Source organism: Pseudomonas sp. KCJK9016 (assembly GCF_046231795.1).
GTDB classification, from domain to species: Bacteria; Pseudomonadota; Gammaproteobacteria; order Pseudomonadales; family Pseudomonadaceae; genus Aquipseudomonas; species Aquipseudomonas bananamidigenes.
Genome location: NZ_JBJJMM010000003.1, coordinates 16,723 through 33,216 on the forward strand (window position 1 = coordinate 16,723; position 16,494 = coordinate 33,216).

The 16,494-nt window shown below is 61.7% G+C and carries 14 protein-coding genes; 10 read left to right on the forward strand and 4 right to left on the reverse strand.

Annotation, left to right across the window (positions count from 1 at the left end):
* Positions 1 to 31: 31 nt before the first annotated feature.
* Positions 32 to 1,549: an MDR family MFS transporter gene (locus ACK6BI_RS03205; protein WP_409315970.1), complete on the forward strand. Its 1,518-nt coding sequence runs from the start codon at positions 32 to 34 to the stop codon at positions 1,547 to 1,549.
* Positions 1,550 to 1,592: 43 nt separating this feature from the next.
* Here ACK6BI_RS03205 and ACK6BI_RS03210 read toward each other — a convergent pair whose 3' ends face one another.
* The 4 genes from ACK6BI_RS03210 to ACK6BI_RS03225 form a co-directional block, all read right to left on the reverse strand.
* A complete protein-coding gene (locus ACK6BI_RS03210) occupies positions 1,593 to 2,438 on the reverse strand; it encodes a cache domain-containing protein (protein WP_409315971.1) in 846 nt (281 codons plus the stop codon).
* A 124-nt stretch (positions 2,439 to 2,562) separates the two neighbouring features.
* A complete protein-coding gene (locus tag ACK6BI_RS03215) occupies positions 2,563 to 3,417 on the reverse strand; it encodes an ATPase (RefSeq protein WP_409315972.1) in 855 nt (284 codons plus the stop codon).
* Between the two features lie 105 nt (positions 3,418 to 3,522).
* Entirely contained in the window at positions 3,523 to 4,515 is a 993-nt protein-coding gene (locus tag ACK6BI_RS03220) for an NAD-dependent epimerase/dehydratase family protein (RefSeq protein ID WP_409315973.1), read from the reverse strand.
* Positions 4,516 to 4,636: 121 nt separating this feature from the next.
* Positions 4,637 to 5,524 carry a LysR family transcriptional regulator ArgP gene (locus tag ACK6BI_RS03225; protein WP_409315974.1) on the reverse strand — a complete coding sequence of 296 codons (888 nt, stop codon included), beginning with the start codon at positions 5,522 to 5,524 and terminating at the stop codon, positions 4,637 to 4,639.
* 96 nt (positions 5,525 to 5,620) lie between these two features.
* Here ACK6BI_RS03225 and ACK6BI_RS03230 point away from each other — a divergent pair, with 96 nt between their 5' ends.
* From ACK6BI_RS03230 to ACK6BI_RS03270, 9 genes are all read left to right on the forward strand, one after another.
* Positions 5,621 to 6,022, forward strand: coding sequence for an ACT domain-containing protein (locus ACK6BI_RS03230; RefSeq protein WP_409315975.1), 402 nt, complete (start codon positions 5,621 to 5,623; stop codon positions 6,020 to 6,022).
* A gap of 5 nt (positions 6,023 to 6,027) precedes the next feature.
* Positions 6,028 to 6,630 carry a LysE/ArgO family amino acid transporter gene (locus ACK6BI_RS03235; protein WP_409315976.1) on the forward strand — a complete coding sequence of 201 codons (603 nt, stop codon included), beginning with the start codon at positions 6,028 to 6,030 and terminating at the stop codon, positions 6,628 to 6,630.
* Between the two features lie 176 nt (positions 6,631 to 6,806).
* Entirely contained in the window at positions 6,807 to 7,403 is a 597-nt protein-coding gene (locus ACK6BI_RS03240; RefSeq protein WP_016773431.1) for a superoxide dismutase, read from the forward strand.
* A 352-nt stretch (positions 7,404 to 7,755) separates the two neighbouring features.
* Complete coding sequence (locus tag ACK6BI_RS03245; protein WP_409315977.1) at positions 7,756 to 9,807, forward strand: putative bifunctional diguanylate cyclase/phosphodiesterase; 2,052 nt, start codon at positions 7,756 to 7,758, stop codon at positions 9,805 to 9,807.
* Between the two features lie 183 nt (positions 9,808 to 9,990).
* Positions 9,991 to 11,334, forward strand: coding sequence for an imelysin family protein (locus tag ACK6BI_RS03250; RefSeq protein WP_409315978.1), 1,344 nt, complete (start codon positions 9,991 to 9,993; stop codon positions 11,332 to 11,334).
* Between the two features lie 229 nt (positions 11,335 to 11,563).
* On the forward strand, positions 11,564 to 12,991 hold the full coding sequence (locus ACK6BI_RS03255; protein WP_409315979.1) for a di-heme oxidoredictase family protein: 1,428 nt from the start codon (positions 11,564 to 11,566) through the stop codon (positions 12,989 to 12,991).
* Between the two features lie 26 nt (positions 12,992 to 13,017).
* A complete protein-coding gene (locus ACK6BI_RS03260) occupies positions 13,018 to 14,082 on the forward strand; it encodes an imelysin family protein (RefSeq protein WP_409315980.1) in 1,065 nt (354 codons plus the stop codon).
* Between the two features lie 14 nt (positions 14,083 to 14,096).
* A complete protein-coding gene (locus ACK6BI_RS03265) occupies positions 14,097 to 15,197 on the forward strand; it encodes a DUF1513 domain-containing protein (protein ID WP_409315981.1) in 1,101 nt (366 codons plus the stop codon).
* A gap of 146 nt (positions 15,198 to 15,343) precedes the next feature.
* Positions 15,344 to 16,492 carry an efflux RND transporter periplasmic adaptor subunit gene (locus ACK6BI_RS03270; RefSeq protein WP_409315982.1) on the forward strand — a complete coding sequence of 383 codons (1,149 nt, stop codon included), beginning with the start codon at positions 15,344 to 15,346 and terminating at the stop codon, positions 16,490 to 16,492.
* The last annotated feature ends 2 nt before the right edge of the window (positions 16,493 to 16,494 follow it).

Consider the following 16,494-nt stretch of genomic DNA (forward strand, 5'->3'; position numbering starts at 1 on the left):
GCGGATATCATCTCTGCCCACAGGTTTGCCCGTGACCACTCTCAATCACCCCGAAACGCCCAAACCGGCCATTCGCAGCGTGCTGGTCGCGCTGATGCTGGCGATCTTTCTAGGCGCGCTGGACCAGACCATCGTCGCCGTTTCCATGCCGGCCATCTCCGCGCAATTCAAGGACGTCAGCCTGCTGGCGTGGGTGATTTCCGGCTACATGGTGGCGATGACCGTGGCGGTGCCGATCTACGGCAAGCTCGGCGATCTGTACGGGCGGCGCAGACTCATGCTGTTCGGCATGGGCCTGTTTACCCTCGCCTCGTTGTTCTGCGGCATGGCCCAGAGCATGGAGCAACTGGTGCTGGCGCGGATTTTCCAGGGGATCGGCGCCGGCGGAATGATTTCGGTGAGTCAGGCGATCATCGGCGATATCGTGCCACCCCGGGAGCGTGGTCGCTATCAGGGCTACTTCAGCAGCATGTATGCGGTGGCCAGCGTTGCCGGCCCGGTGCTCGGCGGCTACATGACCGAATATCTTTCGTGGCGCTGGGTGTTCCTGATCAACTTGCCGCTGGGCCTGGGCGCGTACTGGGTGGCTCGACGCAATCTGGTCGGTCTGCCGATTCCCCAGCGCAAACCGGTTATCGACTACCTCGGCACTCTGCTGATGATCATCGGCCTGACCGCGCTGTTGCTGGCGATCACTCAGGTCGGCCAGGGTCATGCATGGCGCAGCCCTGAAGTGCTTGGTCTGTTCGCTTGCGCGGTGGCGGTACTGGCGGTGTTTGTCTGGCATGAACGCCGTGCGCAGGAACCGTTGCTGCCGATGCATCTGTTCACCAACCGCAACGCCCTGCTGTGCTGGTGCACGATTTTCTTCTGCAGCTTCCAGGCGATTTCGTTGATCGTGCTGATGCCGTTGCGCTTTCAGAGCGTGACCGGTGCCGGTGCGGACAGCGCAGCACTGCACTTGCTGCCACTGGCGATGGGGTTGCCGATCGGTGCGTATTTCGCCGGACGCCGCACCTCGATTACCGGGCGCTACAAGCCGCAGATTTTCACCGGTGCGCTGCTGATGCCGATCTCGATTCTCGGCATGGCTTTCAGCCCGCCCGATGCGACGCTGGTCAGCAGCCTGTTCATGTTGCTCAGCGGTATCGCCGGCGGCATGCAGTTCCCGACCTCACTGGTCGGCACGCAGAACTCGGTGGAACAAAAGGACATCGGCGTCGCCACCAGCACCACCAACCTGTTCCGATCTTTGGGTGGCGCGGTGGGCGTGGCGTTGATGTCGGCGCTGTTGCTGGCGTTGTTGCAGGACTCCAGCTTGGCCCACCTGACCGGCGCATCGCTGCTCGGTGAAGGCCATTCCGGCAACGTGCTGCTCGATGGCCTGAACGCCGCTCCCGGCGATGCGCAGAACGCGTTGCGCGCCGAGTTGCTGGTGACGTTCCGGCATTTGCTGATGGTCAGCGCCGGGGTTGCGTTGCTGGGGCTGGCCGCGGCGATTGCCATGCCGAACCGCTTGTTGCGCGGGCGTGAGCACGGCTCACGCTGACGGATGCCGTTGGCTCTCACGCATTGCGTGGGAGCCACAGGGATCAAGCGCTGTAATAACCGACCGCCACCAGGAACCCGCCAACCTTTTTCAGGTAGGCATGCTTGTCCTCGACCTTGCCGGTCACCGGATTCTTCCAGCGGTATTCGTATTCACCCTCATCCTGCTTGCCGATCAGCGCCAGAATCGGTTCGCCCACCGGTTTGCCTTGCGGGTCCTTGACCCTGGCGAAATCGGTGTTGATCAACCGCAGGTTGGTGCCATGGGCGACGTAGCGCCGGGTATTCAGGTCAACCACGAACACATACAGGTCATCCTGAAGGTAACCGCCCTTGAGCGAATTGATCGCCGTCAGCGTACCCTTTTCGTCTCTGATCAAATCGGCAGCGGCTTTGTCCAGCAATGATTTCGCCTGCTCCGCCGAGGCTCGCGGCAAGTAGTAACCCACCGCCAGAATCCGCTGTCCGATGCGCTGATAGAACACATGCTTGCGTTCGACCCTGCCGTCGGCCTGATTCTGCCAACGGTACTCGGCCTGCTGGATGCCGTTGCCTTCCGGCACCTTCAACGCATCCTTGAAGGCTTTCTGCAGATCCGGCCCGAGCACTTCACTCACATCCCGGCCGATCAACGCCGATGACGGCCCGCCGCTGGCGAGCATCACACCCTTGGTGTCGACCACGAACACGTAACGATCCCTGTCGACGAATTCGCCCTGGCGGCTGAATGCCGCGAACGCCTTGTCACCGTTGTCGTGATAGTAGGCCAGCGCCTTTTCCAGCAGGGCGATGGCCGCCTTGCTGTCGTCCTTTTCCGTGGCCGCATTGGCCTGGCCAAAACTCAACAACAGCACCGCGCCGAGCCAGGCCAGTCTTTGCACAAACCCCATGACGCATCCCTCGTTCCTGTTGGTGTTTCAAGAGCGTAGACGGCGTTAAGGGATGCAGGGATATTCAGAAAGCTTCTGAATGTTGCTGTGGCGAGGGCGTTCGCTGCCTCGCCACAGAAAAGGCTCAAGGCCGGGCGTTGATCTGCTGTTGCAGGTTCTGGATCTGCGCCTGCAGGGTGTTGATGTTGCGGGTCATCTGCCCGCGAAATGCATCGAACTCGGCGGTGCTGGAGCCGCCCTGCGCTGCCGGACGGTTGTCCTGCTCGCTCTTGAGCACGACGATTTCCTGTTCCAGACGCTCGATGGCGGCGTTCGAACCGCCTTGTTTCTTGAGGGCCGTAATGTCGGCACCGAGGCTCTTGAACTGCGCATCGAAGCCCTTGAGTTGCGCGTCGATCCTGCTGGTATCGGCCGGTGTGCTTTTCAGCGTCGCCAGCTCTGCGCTCAGGGCTTTGACCTGGGCCTGCAACTGGGTATTGGCGTTCTGTTGCTCAGTGGTCTGGGCGCTCATCTGCGCCAGACGCTTGTCCAGATCCGTCGCCTGCCCGGCAACACCCTGTTGCTGTTTGTTTTGATCCTGAAGCGCATTCTGCAATTGCTTGATCTGCAATTTCAGCGCTTCGCTGTCGGTGTTGACGTTGGTCTGACTGGCCACGACCTTGCCGGAGATGTCCTGCAGACGCCCTGCCGCTTCCTCACTGATCCGCGCGAAACTTTCCTGGGTCGCCACCAGTTGCTGCTCCATCAGCGAGATCTGCTGGAAACTCCACCAGGCCAGACCGATGAAGGCAAAGAATAAGGCGCCGACCAGCGCCCACAGCGGCCCGGTACTGGCAGACTTGACCTTGACCACCGGCGGCGTGCGCGAATGCACGGACGTGCGCGCCGTGGCGGGGAAGTCGTCATCATCGAGGGTGTCGGCACGCAGACTGGGTACATCGTCGAAATCGTCGTCGTGGGCATCGTTACGCATGGACATTGAGGCAACCTTTGTGAAACCCGGTAATGGCTGATTGCGGCGCAGTATAAACCCCGCAACCGCAGGGATTGACCCTCGACCTGCGGCTGGGTTCAGCACTTCGTATCAACGAATGTCCTGCGCCTTCCACCAGCCGCAGAACTCATCGAGGGCGGTCCAGAGACTGACTTTCGGATCGTAGTCCAGATAATGCCGGGCGCGACTGATGTCGAGGGTGAAATTTTTGTTCATCACCTGCATGCCCAGACGCGTCAGGGTCGGCTCCGGGCGTCCCGGCCAGAGTTTGCAAACGCCTTCATTGAGGGCCGCCACACTGTAGGCCAGTCCGTAGGATCGGTACCGGGTGACCTGTGGGACTTCCATTTTGCGCATCACGTAATTGACAACATCCCACAACGGTACCGGCGCGCCGTTGCTGATGTTGTAGGCCTTGCCCAACGCCGAGCCGGCCGCCAGCAAGCTGCTCAACAAAGCTTCGTTGAGGTTGTGCACGCTGGTGAAGTCGACCTTGTTCAAACCGTTGCCGATGATCGCCAGACGCCCCTTGCGCTGCATCTTCAGCAGGCGCGGAAAAATGCTCATGTCGCCGGCACCGGTGACGAAACGCGGGCGCAGGGCCAGGGTTTCGAGGCCGAATTCCTGGGCGCCGAAAACCTTCTGCTCGGCCAGATATTTGGTCGCCGCATAGTGATGCTTGAAACGCTTGGGCACTTGCTCTTCGGTCAGGCCGAGGTGATCGCGACCGTCAAAATAGATCGACGGCGACGACAGATGCACCAGGCGCCGCACACGCTGTTTGAGGCAGGCCTCGACCACGTTTTCGGTGACCTGCACATTGCCCTGATGAAAATCCTGATAGCGCCCCCACAAACCGACGGCGCCGGCACAATGCACCACAGCTTCGACATCGGTGCAGAGCGTACGCACCAGCTCCGGATCACTCAGATCACCCTGAACGAACTCGGCACCACGACGTACCAGATGTTCGACGCCTTCGGCCCGGCGACCGTTGACCCGCACGTCCAGACCCTGCTCCAGGGCAAAACGCGCAAAGCGCCCGCCAATGAAACCGCTCGCGCCGGTGACCAGAATTTTCATGTAGAGCTCCAACAAAACCGGTTGCACGCTTCGAGCTTCGAGCTTCGAGCTTCGAGCTGCAAGGTAAAAACAGTACGCAAGCGCTTGCTTGCCGCTTGCAGCTTGACGCTCGCAGCTGCTTTCAGGCCACCAGCCATTGCGACGACGAACGTACCAATTGCTCGGTCAACAACCCCAGCAGCTGGCCGCCATTGCGCCAATGATGCCAGTACAACGGCACGTCGATCGGTTTATCTGGCAACAGTTCGCGCAACACGCCGCGCTCCAGTTGCTCGCGCACCTGCAGTTCGGGCACCAGCCCCCAGCCGAGCCCGGCCTCGGTCAGGCGGATGAAACCTTCGGACGACGGGCATAAATGATGTTCGAAACCACCATCGACACCCAGGGACGCGAGATAACGATGTTGCAGAAAGTCGTCCGGGCCGAACACCAGCGCCGGGGTGCGCGGCAGTTGTTCGGCCCGCACGCCGTCGGGGAAGTGTCGCTGGATGAACGCCGGACTGGCCAGCGCCCGATAGCGCATCGCCCCGAGCAATACGCTGCGGGCGCCTGCCACCGGTCGCTCGCTGGCGCACAGACAAGCCGCCACTTCACCGGCGCGCATGCGTTTGAGGCCGACAGTCTGGTCTTCGACGATCAGGTCGAGCAACAGATGTTGTTCGGCACAGAAGTCCCCCACCGCCTCGGCCCACCAGGTTGCGAGGCTGTCGGCGTTCAATGCGATACGCAGACGTTCCGGCAGCCCCTCTTCGTCCAGCGCCGGCACCAGACTTTGCAGATCCCGTTCAAGCAGGCGCACCTGCTGAACATGGTTGAGCAGACGCCGGCCGATTTCAGTGGGTGACGGTGGAGTTCCGCGCACCAGCACCGGTTGGCCCACCCGCGCTTCCAGCAATTTGATCCGCTGGGAAATCGCCGACTGCGACAGCCCGAGGATTTGCGCCGCCCGTTCGAATCCGGCCTGCTCGACCACGGCAGCCAGAGCGGAAAGCAATTTATAGTCGAACATCAGTTTTCCTAATGAGCGATCAGCACTATTGGTTTTTCTTATACAGCTTGTGCCCGGAGAATAGCCAGCAATCACTCTTTATCAAGGATCCCCCCCATGGCTGGCGAAACCTCGTTGACCACCCTGCTGCGCAGCATGAGCCCGCAGCTCAATGCCGGCGAATACGTGTTCTGCACCTTGCGCGACGGACAGTTGCCGAGCGGTCTGGGAGTTGTTGGAAGTTTCCGTGAACAGGAAGGCCTGACGGTGATTCTCGAACGGTCCCACGCCGAGCGAGCCGGTTTCAGCTTCGACTACGTTGCCGCCTGGATCACCTTGAACGTGCATTCGGCGCTGGAGGCCGTCGGCCTGACCGCCGCTTTCGCCACTGCTCTGGGCAAGGCCGGGATCAGTTGCAACGTGATTGCCGGCTACTACCACGACCATCTGTTCGTTGGTCAGGCCGACGCCGAACGCGCCATGCAAGTGCTGCGCGATCTCGCAGCCAACGCGGAGTAACCGTCATGTGGCAAAGCTATACAAACGGCCTGCTGGTGGCCTTAGGGCTGATCATGGCGATCGGCACCCAGAACGCTTTTGTCCTGGCCCAGAGCCTGCGTCGCGAACATCACCTGCCGGTCGCCGCGCTGTGCGTGGCCTGCGACGCATTGCTGGTGGCGGCGGGGGTATTCGGCCTGGCCACGGTGCTGGCGCAGAACCCGATGCTGTTGGCGGTCGCCCGTTGGGGCGGCGCGGTGTTCCTGATCTGGTACGGCAGCCAGGCGCTACGCCGGGCCTTCTCGAAACAGAGCCTGCAACAGGGTGAAAACCAGACCGTGCGCTCATTGCGGGCGGTGATGCTCAGCGCACTGGCGGTGACCCTGCTCAACCCCCACGTCTATCTGGACACAGTGCTGCTGATTGGCTCCCTGGGTGCACAGCAATCGGTGCCCGGCGCTTATGTCGTGGGCGCGGCGAGTGCTTCGCTGCTGTGGTTTTTCACCCTGGCGTTCGGCGCGGCATGGCTGGCACCGTGGCTGGCGCGGCCGGGTACCTGGCGAATTCTCGATCTGCTGGTGGCGGTAATGATGTTCACGGTGGCAGGGCAATTGATATTGGCTTCCTGAATTATTCCAAAAGGCTCTGGAACCTCTATCCCACACAGTTGTTGCGTGGTTAAGCCGCACCCCCGGTGCTATGATCCGAACCCTGCGCCGCAAAGAGTAAAAACTCGCCGGTGCATTTCTGGCCGCCCGTGATCGGCCTTGCGCTCACCGCAACAGACCTGATTAGGAGAATCATCATGGCTTTCGAATTGCCGCCGCTGCCTTACGCACACGATGCCCTGCAGCCGCACATTTCCAAGGAAACCCTGGAATTCCACCACGACAAGCACCACAACACCTACGTCGTGAACCTGAACAACCTGGTGCCAGGCACCGAGTTCGAAGGCAAGACCCTGGAAGAAATCGTCAAGACTTCCTCGGGCGGTATCTTCAACAACGCCGCTCAGGTCTGGAACCACACCTTCTACTGGAACTGCCTGGCGCCAAACGCCGGCGGTCAGCCAACCGGCGCACTGGCTGACGCCATCAACGCGGCGTTCGGTTCGTTCGACAAGTTCAAGGAAGAGTTCAGCAAAACTTCCATCGGCACCTTCGGTTCCGGCTGGGGCTGGCTGGTGAAAAAGGCTGACGGTTCCCTGGCCCTGGCCAGCACCATCGGCGCCGGCAACCCGCTGACCAGCGGCGACACCCCGCTGCTGACCTGCGACGTCTGGGAACACGCCTACTACATCGACTATCGCAACCTGCGTCCGAAGTATGTCGAGGCGTTCTGGAACCTGGTCAACTGGAAGTTCGTGGCCGAGCAGTTCGAAGGCAAGACCTTCACCGCTTGAGCTGCACGCCAGACAAAAACCCGGCTTTGCCGGGTTTTTTATTTCTGCACGATCAGGTCGGCGAATCCCGTCACAAACAGGGCCATTTCCCACGCGCAAAGCAGCCCTCGCCCCCTTGCCCCCGAGCCACGGCGGACTACCATCAAACAGAGGAAAAATTGTCTGACGGCCCTCAAGTTGCAGGGCAAAACTACCGACACAGTACAATCAGGGCAAACGCTCCAGGCAGCCGCATTTCGGCCAAGGCCACGGACAATTTTTCCGCGGCTCGATTGTCCCTTTGACTGCCAACACGGGATTGCCAATACTCATGGCAACTTGACGCTACCCGCACGGAACAAGGAATAACCCTTTGAAGCTGGAACTCAAGAACAGCTTGTCGGTGAAGTTGCTCCGGGTCGTGCTCCTTTCAGCATTGATCGTCGGCGTGGTCTTGAGCTGCGCGCAAATCGTTTTCGATGCCTACAAGACACGCCAGGCGGTCGCCGGCGACGCCGAACGCATCCTCGACATGTTCCGCGATCCCTCCACCCAGGCGGTCTACAGCCTGGACCGGGAAATGGGCATGCAGGTGATCGAAGGCCTGTTCCAGGACGACGCCGTGCGCCAGGCGTCCATCGGGCATCCCAATGAAGCGATGCTCGCGCAAAAGTCCCGTGAATTGCAGCAATCGAGCAGCCGCTGGCTGACCGACCTGATCCTCGGCCAGGAACGCACCTTCACCACCCAACTGGTGGGTCGCGGCCCCTACAGCGAGTATTACGGCGACCTGAGCATCACCCTCGACACCGCGACCTACGGTCAGAGTTTCATCGTCAGTTCGGTGATCATCTTCATTTCCGGCGTATTGCGCGCACTGGCCCTGGGGCTGGTGCTGTATCTGGTCTATCACTGGCTGCTGACCAAGCCGCTGTCGCGGATCATCGAGCACCTCACCGAAATCAACCCGGACCGTCCCAGCGAACACAAGATTCCGCAGATCAAGGGGCACGAGAAGAACGAGCTCGGGATCTGGATCAACACCGCCAACCAGTTGCTCGAGTCCATCGAACGCAATACCCATCTGCGTCATGAAGCGGAAAACAGCCTGCTGCGCATGGCCCAGTACGATTTCCTCACCGGTCTGCCGAACCGCCAGCAATTGCAACAGCAACTGGACAAGATCCTGGTGGACGCCGGCAAGCTGCAGCGTCGGGTCGCGGTGTTGTGTGTCGGGCTGGATGACTTCAAGGGCATCAACGAACAATTCAGCTACCAGACCGGCGACCAGTTGCTGCTGGCCCTGGCGGATCGTCTGCGCGCCCACAGCGGCCGCCTCGGCGCCCTCGCCCGACTCGGTGGCGACCAGTTCGCCCTGGTGCAGGCCGATATCGAACAACCTTACGAAGCGGCGGAACTGGCGCAAAGCATCCTCGACGATCTGGAAGCCCCTTTCGCCCTCGACCATCAAGAGATCCGCCTGCGCGCCACCATCGGCATCACGCTGTTTCCGGAGGATGGTGACAGCACCGAGAAGCTGTTGCAGAAAGCCGAGCAGACCATGACCCTGGCCAAGACCCGTTCGCGCAACCGCTATCAGTTCTATATCGCCAGCGTCGACAGCGAAATGCGCCGCCGTCGCGAACTGGAAAAAGACCTGCGCGACGCCTTGCTGCGGGATCAGTTCTATCTCGTTTATCAACCGCAGATCAGCTATCGCGATCATCGCGTGGTAGGCGTCGAGGCGCTGATCCGCTGGCAGCATCCCGAACATGGAATGGTGCCGCCGGATCTGTTCATTCCTCTGGCAGAGCAGAACGGCACGATCATTGCCATCGGCGAGTGGGTGCTGGATCAAGCCTGCAAGCAACTGCGCGAGTGGCACGATCAGGGTTTCGTCGACCTGCGCATGGCGGTCAATCTGTCCACGGTGCAACTGCACCACGCCGAGCTGCCGCGGGTGGTCAACAACCTGCTGCAGATGTACCGCCTGCCGCCGCGCAGCCTGGAGCTGGAAGTCACCGAAACCGGCCTGATGGAAGACATCAGCACCGCCGCCCAGCACCTGCTGAGCCTGCGCCGCTCCGGCGCACTGATCGCCATCGACGACTTCGGAACCGGCTATTCCTCGCTGAGCTATCTCAAAAGCCTGCCACTGGACAAGATCAAGATCGACAAGAGCTTCGTTCAGGACCTGCTGGACGACGACGATGACGCGACCATCGTTCGCGCCATCATCCAACTGGGCAAGAGCCTGGGCATGCAGGTGATCGCCGAAGGTGTGGAAACCGCCGAGCAAGAGACTTACATCATCTCCGAAGGTTGCCACGAAGGTCAGGGCTATCACTACAGCAAGCCACTGCCGGCGCGGGAGCTGAGCGTCTATCTCAAGCAGGCGCAACGCAGCAACGCCGCGATTCTCTGAAACCTGTCGCCGCCAACCGCTGCCGGGGCGAAACCGGCGCCGTTGATCCAAAGCAACCCCTGCGCAAACAAGAAATATTTCCAGCTGCAACCCTTTACACATAATGCGAAAGATTTGCATTATGTCGCAGCTTTTGCGCACCCAAGCGCCTGTCCACTCAATTACCGAAGCAGGATGTTCGCCATGATTCGTATGCCTCTGGCTACCGCCAGTCTGCTGGCCATTGCCATTTCCCTCGCCGGTTGCGGCGAAGGCAAAGACAAGGCCGCCGCTCCGGCTGCGCCGACGCCAGCCGCCAGCACCGCCGCACCGGCTGCACCTGCCGCTGCCGGTAAAGTCGACGAAGCCGCCGCCAAGGCTGTGGTCGCGCACTACGCCGACATGGTCTTCGCCGTCTACAGCGATGCCGAATCCACTGCGAAAACCCTGCAGACCGCTATCGATGCGTTTCTCGCCAAACCGAACGCCGACACGCTCAAAGCCGCGCGCGAAGCCTGGATCGCCGCCCGCGTTCCTTACCTGCAAAGTGAAGTGTTCCGCTTCGGCAACACCATCATCGACGACTGGGAAGGCCAGGTTAACTCCTGGCCTCTGGATGAAGGTCTGATCGACTACGTCGACAAATCCTACGAACACGCACTGGGCAATCCGGGCGCCACCGCCAACATCATTGCCAACACTGAAGTGCAGGTCGGCGAAGACAAGGTCGACGTCAAGGACATCACTCCGGAAAAACTCGCCAGCCTGAACGAGCTGGGCGGTTCCGAAGCCAACGTCGCCACCGGCTACCACGCCATCGAATTCCTGCTCTGGGGCCAGGACCTGAACGGCACCGGCCCGGGCGCCGGCAACCGTCCGGCCTCGGACTACCTGGAGGGCGCCGGCGCCACCGGCGGTCACAACGATCGTCGTCGTGCCTACCTGAAAGCCGTGACCCAGCTGCTGGTCAGCGACCTGGAAGAAATGGTCGGCAACTGGAAACCGAACGTGGCCGACAACTACCGCGCCACCCTGGAAGCCGAGCCGGCTGAAAGCGGCCTGCGCAAAATGCTGTTCGGCATGGGCAGCCTGTCTTTGGGCGAGCTGGCCGGCGAGCGCATGAAGGTGTCACTGGAAGCGAACTCCCCGGAAGACGAACAGGACTGCTTCAGCGACAACACCCACAACTCGCATTTCTACGATGCCAAGGGCATTCGCAACGTTTATCTGGGTGAATACACCCGCGTCGACGGCACCAAAATGACCGGCCCGAGCCTGTCTTCGCTGGTGGCCAAGGTTGACCCGGCTACCGACACCGCACTGAAAAACGATCTGGCCGCTACCGAAGCCAGGATCCAGGTCATGGTCGATCACGCCAACAAGGGTGAGCACTACGACCAGTTGATCGCCGCCGGCAACACCGCCGGCAACCAGATCGTCCGTGACGCCATCGCCTCGCTGGTCAAGCAGACCGCCTCGATCGAAGCGGCTGCCGGCAAACTGGGCATCAGCGACCTGAACCCGGACAACGCCGATCACGAGTTCTGATCACAGCGTCCGGTAAAAAAGGCGACCTTCGGGTCGCCTTTTTTTGCTGATCGTTCCCACGCTCTGCGTGGAAATGTCTCAACGCACGCTCTGCGTTCCCACGCAGAGCGTGGGAACGATCAATCCTTCATAGTTGCCACAAATCAAGCAAACGATAATTCCTCTTATTCAAACTCCCACGCCCTGTTAGACTTTGCGCCTTTATTTTTGCCCGTCCGCAGGAAGTCTGATGCCGTCGTTGCCTCTTCGCTTGTCCGCACTGTTTCTGGCCCTGGGCCTGAGTGCTTGCGATGACGCCCCGCGTTTCACCAAGGCCGAACCCGGCGAGGCCCGTTCCGGCGGCGCGGCGACCGTGCGCAAGACGGATCAGAATGCATTTTCCCTGCCCTCGGCCAATCTGCCGCCCTCGCGCCGCGTGGACTTCAGCGTCGGCAACAGTTTCTTTCGCAGCCCTTGGGTGATCGCACCATCGACCACCACCGCCCGTGATGGCCTCGGCCCGCTGTTCAACACCAACGCCTGCCAGGGTTGTCACATCAAGGACGGGCGCGGCCATCCACCGACGCCGGATGCACCCAACGCCGTGTCAATGCTGGTGCGTCTGTCGATTCCCGATGCGCCGCAGTACGCCAGGTTGATCGAGCAGGTCGGGGTGGTGCCGGAGCCCGTGTACGGCGGGCAGTTCCAGGACATGGCGATCCCGGGCGTGGCGCCGGAAGGCAAGGTGCGGGTCGATTACACGCCGGTGCCCGTGCGCTTCAAGGACGGCACCGAAGTCGAGCTGCGCAAACCGGTCCTGCAGTTCAGCCAGCTCGGCTACGGCCCGATGCACCCGGACACACGTTTCTCTGCACGGGTCGCGCCGCCGATGATCGGTTTGGGCCTGCTCGAAGCCATTCCGGAAGAAGCCATCCTCGCCAACGCCACCGCGCAGGCCAAAGAGAACAACGGCATCAACGGCCGACCCAACCGGGTCTGGGACGACGAGCAGCAAAAGACCGTAATGGGCCGATTTGGCTGGAAAGCCGGGCAACCGAATCTCAATCAGCAAAATGTTCACGCGTTCTCAGGAGACATGGGCCTCACGACCCGTCTGCGACCGTTCGATGACTGCACCGATGCGCAAACCGCCTGTAAACAGGCGCCCAATGGCAATGGCCCGGACGGCGAACCGGAAGTCAGCGACAACATCCTGCGCCTGGTACTGTTTTACACCCGCAACCTGGCCGTTCCCGCCCGCCGGAACGTCAACGATGCGCAGGTGCTGGCCGGCAAGAATCTGTTTTTCCAGGCGGGCTGCCAGTCCTGCCACACACCGAAATACACCACCGCCGCCAACGCGGCCGAACCTGAACTGGCCAATCAAGTGATTCGTCCGTACAGCGATCTGTTGCTGCATGACATGGGCGAGGGCCTGGCGGACAACCGCAGCGAATTCCAGGCCAGCGGCCGCGACTGGCGCACGCCGCCGTTGTGGGGCATCGGCCTGACACAGGCGGTCAGCGGTCACACCCAGTTCCTGCATGACGGCCGCGCGCGCAACCTGCTTGAAGCCGTGCTCTGGCATGGCGGCGAAGCCCGGGCGGCGCAGCAACAGGTTTTGTCTTTCAATGCCGGGCAGCGTGCCGCGCTGCTGGCGTTCTTGAATTCACTTTAAACACTTAAAAGAATCGGGAGCCCGACATGTTCCGTCCCAAGCTGTTGTTCACCAGCCTTGCCGCACTGGCCCTCGGCGCCTGCTCGCCGCAGGATCCGCAAGCCGTCACCTCGGCCGCGATCGCCAAGTCGGTGATCCTGCCGACCTACACCCGCTGGGTCGAGGCTGACCGGCAACTGGCCGTCAGCGCCCTCGCCTACTGCCAGGGCAAGGAAAATCTGGAAACCGCCCGCGCCGACTTCCTGCACGCGCAGAAAGCCTGGGCCGAGCTGCAACCGCTACTGATCGGCCCGCTGTCCGAAGGCAACCGTTCGTGGCAGGTGCAGTTCTGGCCGGACAAGAAAAACCTGGTCGGCCGTCAGGTCGAGCAACTGGTCAGCAGCCAGCCGCAGATCGATGCCGCCGCTTTGGCCAAGTCCAGTGTTGTGGTCCAGGGGTTGTCGGCCTACGAATACATCCTGTTCGACGCCAAGCCTGACGTGGCCAACGACGCACAGAAGGCCAGATACTGCCCGTTGCTGGTGGCCATCGGCGAACGCCAGAAACAACTGGCTGAAGAGATCCTGAGCAACTGGAACAACACTGACGGCATGCTCGCGCAGATGAGCAAGTTCCCCAACCAGCGCTACGCCGATTCCCACGAGGCGATCGCCGATCTGCTGCGGGTACAGGTCACCGCCCTCGACACCCTGAAGAAAAAACTCGGCACCCCGATGGGCCGCCAGAGCAAAGGTGTGCCGCAACCGTTCCAGGCCGATGCATGGCGCAGCCAGTCGTCGCTGACAGCGATGGAAGCCAGCCTGGCCGCTGCCAAAACCGTCTGGGAAGGCGTCGACAACAAAGGCCTGCGCGGCTTGCTGCCTGCCGAGCAGAAACCACTCGCGGACAAGATCGACGCGGCGTACGCGGCCTCGCTCAAGCTGTTCGGCAGCACTCAGCGCTCGCTGACCGAAATGCTCGAAGACGACGCCGGTCGCCAGCAGCTCAACGACATCTATGACAGCCTCAACGTCGTCCATCGCCTGCACGAAGGCGAACTGGCCAAGGCGCTGGGCATCCAACTGGGCTTCAACGCCAACGACGGTGACTGATGAGGGCAAGTGCCATGCTGCGACGCCAGGCTCTGACTTTAGGTAGTTTGCTGCTGGGAGCAGTGACACTGGGCGGCTGGACGCTGTTCAAGCGCAAGGATCAGAGCCCGCTGCTGCTGTCGGCGCGGGACGACACCGACGGCAGGCACTACGCCGTCGGTTATCGGCTGGACGGCACCCGGGTGTTCGCCACCGAAGTCGGCCAGCGCTGCCACGACATCATCAATCACCCGACGCTGCCGATCGCGCTGTTCGTCGCCCGGCGTCCGGGCACCGAGAGCTACCTGATCGATCTGCGCGACGGTAACTTGCTGCAGACCGTGACTTCGCAGCCGAACCGGCATTTCTACGGCCACGCGGTGATCCACCACAGCGGCGACTATCTGTATGCCACCGAAAACGACACCAGCGATCCGGGCCGGGGCTTGCTCGGCGTGTACAGGTTCGAGGGCGAACGGCTGGTGCACAGCGGCGAGATTTCCACCCATGGCCTCGGCCCCCATCAGGTGTCGTGGATGCCCGATGGCGAAACCCTGGTGGTGGCCAACGGCGGAATCCGCACCGAAGCCGAAAGCCGGGTCGACATGAACCTGGATGCCATGGAGCCGAGCCTGGTGCTGATGCAACGCGACGGCACCCTGCTGAGCAAGGAAACCCTCGCCCAGCAGATGAACAGCGTGCGTCATCTGGGCATCGCCAGCGACGGCACCATCGTCGCCGGTCAGCAGTTCATGGGGCCTTCCCAGGAGCGCTCCGAACTGCTGGCGATCAAGCGTCCGGGCCAGCCGTTCGTGGCGTTTCCGGTGCCGGAGCATCAGTTGCAGTCAATGGGGCACTACACCGCCAGCGTCGCCGTGCACAGCGAACTGCGTCTGGTGGCGCTGACCGCGCCGCGTGGCAACCGCTTCTTCATCTGGGATCTGGACAGTGGCGAAGTGCGCCTCGACGCACCGCTGCCCGACTGCGCCGGCGTCGGTGCGGTGAAAGACGGCTTTGTCGTGACTTCGGGGCAAGGACGTTGCCGCTACTACGATTGCCGCCAGGATGAACTGCTGGCCAAACCGCTGGATCTGCCCGCAGGGCTCTGGGACAACCATCTGCACCTGATGGCCTGAAGATCGCCGCCGACCGTCCGGTCGGCGGTGCTTCCTTTCTCCACCTCATCCCCTCCTACCCTGTAAAAACTGGCAGTTGGAATCCCTGCCGGAGTCGGGGTAATGTGCCCGCCTGTCTCGCCTGATTTTCTCCAAGGAACTGGAATATGCTGCGTCGCCGCATGCTGATCATGTTGGGTGTTGTACTGCTGATCGTTCTGCTTCTCGCCGGTTACAAGGCCTTCTCGATCTACACCATGATCCAGGGCTTTGCCAAACCGAAGCCGCCGATCAGCGTCGCCGTGGCCACTGCCACCGAGCGCCCGTGGCAGATGCGTCTGCCCACCGTTGGCACGTTGAAGGCGCTGCAAGGCGTCGAGCTGAGCCTGGAAGTCGCCGGCACCGTCACCGAGCTGAAATTCGAATCGGGGCAGAAGGTCAAGGCCGGGCAACCGTTGCTGCAACTCGACAGCGCTGTCGAGTCCGCCCTGCTGGAAACCGCCAAGGCCGACCTCGGCCTGGCGCAACTGGATTTCGGTCGCGGCAGTCAGCTGGTGGGCAGCAGCGCCATTTCCAAAGGCGAATACGACCGGCTCTCGGCGGTCCTGCAAAAGAACCGCGCAACGGTCAATCAGCTCAATGCATCGCTGGCGAAAAAACGCATCGTCGCCCCCTTCAGCGGCACCATCGGCATCCGTCAGGTGGACGTCGGCGACTACCTCGCCAGCGGTACGAAAATCGCCACCCTGCAGGATCTGAGCAGCCTCTACGCCGACTTTTACGTGCCTGAGCAATCCGTGCCGAAACTGGCCATCGGTCAGCCGGTCCAGATCTCGGTCGCGGCTTACCCCGGGCAGAACTTCCCCGGCGCCATCAGCGCCATCAACCCGATCGTCGAAAGCACCACCCGCAACATTCTGGTTCGCGCGACGCTGGCCAACCCTGACGGCAAGTTGCTGCCGGGCATGTTCGCCAGCCTCGAAGTCCTGTTGCCGGATCCGCAGAAGCACGTCGTGGTACCGGAGAGCGCTGTCACCTACACCCTCTACGGCAACTCGCTGTACGTGGTCGGACAGAAGAAAGCCGAGGACGGCGGCGTCGAGAAGGACGACCAGGGCCAGCCGGTACTGATCGCCGAGCGCCGCTTCATCGAGACCGGTGAACGCCGTGATGGCCTGGTGATGATCAACAAGGGCGTGCAGAGCGGCGAACAAGTGGTGACGGCCGGCCAGATCAAACTGGACAACGGTGCCCACATCGCCATCAGCGAAGACAAGACCCTCGGCGAACAGAACAGTCCGCGCCGCGTCGACTGATC